At 64.7% G+C, this 3,419-nt stretch carries 4 protein-coding genes; 3 read left to right on the forward strand and 1 reads right to left on the reverse strand.

Features of this window, described 5'->3' with window-relative positions:
* Window positions 1-222 precede the first annotated feature (222 nt).
* Window positions 223-708 carry a DUF3307 domain-containing protein gene (locus tag E1281_RS38575; RefSeq protein ID WP_207943765.1) on the forward strand — a complete coding sequence of 162 codons (486 nt, stop codon included), beginning with the start codon at window positions 223-225 and terminating at the stop codon, window positions 706-708.
* 614 nt (window positions 709-1,322) lie between these two features.
* Here E1281_RS38575 and E1281_RS38580 read toward each other — a convergent pair.
* Entirely contained in the window at window positions 1,323-2,078 is a 756-nt protein-coding gene (locus E1281_RS38580; protein WP_243717795.1) for an XRE family transcriptional regulator, read from the reverse strand.
* 392 nt (window positions 2,079-2,470) lie between these two features.
* Here E1281_RS38580 and E1281_RS40930 point away from each other — a divergent pair, with 392 nt between their 5' ends.
* Window positions 2,471-2,824, forward strand: a complete 354-nt coding sequence (locus tag E1281_RS40930; RefSeq protein ID WP_165959302.1) for an ATP-binding protein — start codon at window positions 2,471-2,473, stop codon at window positions 2,822-2,824.
* A 100-nt stretch (window positions 2,825-2,924) separates the two neighbouring features.
* Window positions 2,925-3,293, forward strand: coding sequence for a hypothetical protein (locus E1281_RS38590; protein WP_131884641.1), 369 nt, complete (start codon window positions 2,925-2,927; stop codon window positions 3,291-3,293).
* The last annotated feature ends 126 nt before the right edge of the window (window positions 3,294-3,419 follow it).

A 3,419-nucleotide genomic window follows, 5' to 3' on the forward strand; every position in this document is an offset into this window, starting at 1 on the left:
TTGTAAGGGGTGGGGGTCGGGGTTGGTTGGGAACCGAAGTAGCCGAACCTTGCGCGCCTACTGAGGCGTTGAGCAAGTGACCGTGCGGCGAGTCGCAGTCGGCCGCGAGTGGCACTTGCCGGATCCCGATTCCTCGGAACTGTCGCTACTGGCGTGCCCCAACGGGCGCCAGCAACCAACCAAAAGCGTCAATCAAGGGATGTCATCATGACTTCCGCACATATGTTCGAAGCCATCACGTTCTTAGTTGTTGGCTTTGTGATGCTGATCACGCACGAAGTCGCGGACCACTGGGTCCAGACCTCGTGGCAGGCGGGACACAAGGGCCTCCACGGAGACAAGAAGTGGACGGGCCGGGTGGCCTGCGCCAAGCACGTCGCGTCCTACACTCTCTGCACCGCCTTCGCGGTGGGGTCGATGTGGTACGTGTTCGCGCTTCAGATGAGCTGGCTCGGCTTCGTTCTGGGACAGGCGGTTTCCGCCGTCACCCACTACTGGGCGGACCAGCGTAGCACGCTCATGGGTCTGGCAGGGCGCCTCGGCCTGGCCGGTTTCTACCGCCTCGGTGCGCCACGCACCGGGCAGGACAAGAACGGACACGAACGAGACGACAACCCCACGCTCGGGACCGGTGCCTACGCACTGGACCAGAGCTGGCACAAGCTCTGGATCCTGATCGCCGCACTCATCAGCGCGATCGTGGCCTGAACCAATAACCGCCCAGTAACTCGGGCGGCTGGAAACAATCTCAGCGAAAACAATCGCTCCATTTATACGGGGTTCGGCCATGTCGGGCCCCGTATTTTCGTCCTTGTGCAGTGAGGCTGACGCCTCCGGTTGCAACGAGACGTCGGCGACTCATCGCGTGGAGGTTCGTGCGCGAGCCCCGGGCGTCGGGCGATGGATGCGGGCCCGGACGGCGCCTGAGCTGCGGTCTTGTCTGTCGTGATGCCTAGCAGCCGACGGGCGTGCCCGCGCTCAGGGCTGAGGCTGACCAGGATGCAAGCACGGCTGCCGGTCGCGGAAGCGGCCTCCATGCTGGCCGATGGGAGCGGGCACGGCCGGATGCTCGCGGTGGTGGGTAGGGCGGCGGGATGCTGTCAAGGCGTCGGCGGGCCGAGCCAAGTGGGGTAGGGGCCCCGCTTGGTCTCGTGCCCGCCCGGATGTCCAATGACGACGATCCCGCCCGAACCTGATCCGTCCGATCGGGCATCACCCGAGCCACTTCCGAACCGGTGTGCATCGACTCACCATGCGCAAAAACGCGCGGCGGTGCGCCGCGCGCCTTGACCTGAGTAGGGAAAATCCTCACACGGTTCGTGCTACTGGGGAGTGAGTTCCCTGATTGCACCACCGCCGTCCCAGAGTGCGGCGGCATGGTAGGCGAACCGGTCGTAAAGGCCATCGTCTTGCTGGCGCTGTACGTGGAACATTGGGGAGTCGTGCCCTACAAGGTTCGCAAGGTGCGGCGTCACGAGCATGTCGTCATCGAAGATGAAGACGCTCATGGCGATGTGATCATCGCCGTAGCGAGCTTCGACGCCGGGTACGTGGATGATCTTCGATAGTTCATCAAGGGTGATCTTGATCCGGGTACTCACGGTGAGTGGGACGCTTTCGAGTTCCTCGCGGCGCTGGGTGACCTCGCTATTGGGGTCTCCGATCAAGAACCGGACTCGGCAGCCGCGTTCGGCCTTGCGGCGCAGCACGTTCCGAAGGTTGGGGATCTCCAGCCACAGGAAATAGTTCGTGTAGCCAGCGAAGGTCAACTCCTTGTCCGCCTCACCGATGAGGCGGCGCCAGATCGACCTGGGACAGGCCGACCGGTAGGGGTACACCGCAACAATTTCTCGATCGGGTCCAGTCTTCATGTTCTTGCGAACGGCGTCAGGCCACAACATGCCCTCATCAACTCCCAAGGCGTCCGAGGCTGCCCAGCGGTGACGCGGGTGGGGTCTGCGGTCTCCCTCGGTTACCCACCGGGCCACGGTCTTGATGTCCACTTGACAGGCTTCGGCGAGGTCTTGCTCTGTCAGTCTCGCATTGGTCATGGCCAGTCGTAGTGCGTCGTTGGCCACAGCTTCACCGCTTCCGTCGGGACGTCTGGGACGTTCAACACGGTAACTCGAAAACGTCCTAGACGTCCCAGAAACGCTGTACAGATGTCCGCGCGAGCGGTGGATCGTCAATGCCCCGAACACAAGCCGGGCCCGGACGCAGCGTTTGCCCCGCTGGCCGAGCCCTTGACCGGAAGGTGGTTCCGGCCCATGACGGATCTTACGCACAAACCAGCCAAGGAGTTGGCGGCGGTAACCGTCTCTGCACTGGCCGGGTGGTGGTCGTGATGGCAGGAAGCGCGACGGGGGCGGCCATTGGGGCTGCTGGAGAGTTGGACATGACCTGTCTCGTGGCGCGGACGGCGCCGGGTCAGGTGCGGACGCTCGTGCAGCTCCGTCTAGCGGAGTGGGGGTTGGTCGGGCTCGTCGGTGACCTCACCTTGATCGCCAGCGAGCTTGTGACGAACGCGGTGGAGCACACGCGAGACGACCGGGAAATCCGGGTGAGGTTCACGCGGGAGCCGGGGGCGGTGCTGCTGGCGGTGTGGGATTCCTCGGACGCCCGTCCGGTACGCAAGCGGCCGGTGGGAGGTGTAGCCCGTGATGCGGCACCGGACGCGGAGGCGCTGAATCCCGGCCATGAGGACGGTACAGGCGGGCGGGGGCTGGCGATCGTAGAGGCGCTATCAACTGAGTGGGGTGTGACCAGAACCGATCCGGTCGGGAAATGGGTGTGGTCGCGCGTAGCCGATGGGGTGCGCGGATGAGTCGAGCATGGCGAGGCTGAGCGGAAAGGTGCGAGAAATGGTCCAAGGTGTGCGCCGGGCTCTCGGGCGATGGCGAACGGTGCTGCGGTGGCGGACCTTCATGGGGGACGAGACGGCGGTGCAGCATCTGGAACTGCTAGCGGTGGCACTGAGGCCCCTGGGCTACCGATGCGTGGAGTTACACGACAAGGATCAGTACGGGTTCCCAATGCCGCTGCTGTGGGTTTACGCCAGGGGGCGCGCTGAGGACGTCGGGACCGTGGTGTCGGTCCGGGCGATGGTGGGCGGAGCGTGGGGCTACTTCGAGGCGGGCAGGGGGCGCGGCTGTTTCCTGTCCCAGTGCGATGACGTGGAATCGGCGGCTGAGCGGGTGGACCTGCTCCTGAAGTACCGGATGTTCCCAAACACCGAATGGCCCGATCGCTTCAGGTCGGAGCGGATAAGTGAGAGGGACATGGGGGCGGCGTAGGCGCGTCAGGGCTACTGCGCAGGAGGGCGGGGCCCAAACCTGGGAACGGGATTTCACCGAACGCCGGTCGCCCCATGGTGAGGGTCGGGATGCTGCCACAGGAGAAGGTGGTGCGGGCGAGTGACG

This window comes from Actinomadura sp. KC345 (genome assembly GCF_004348515.1).
Classification (GTDB): Bacteria; Actinomycetota; Actinomycetes; order Streptosporangiales; family Streptosporangiaceae; genus Spirillospora.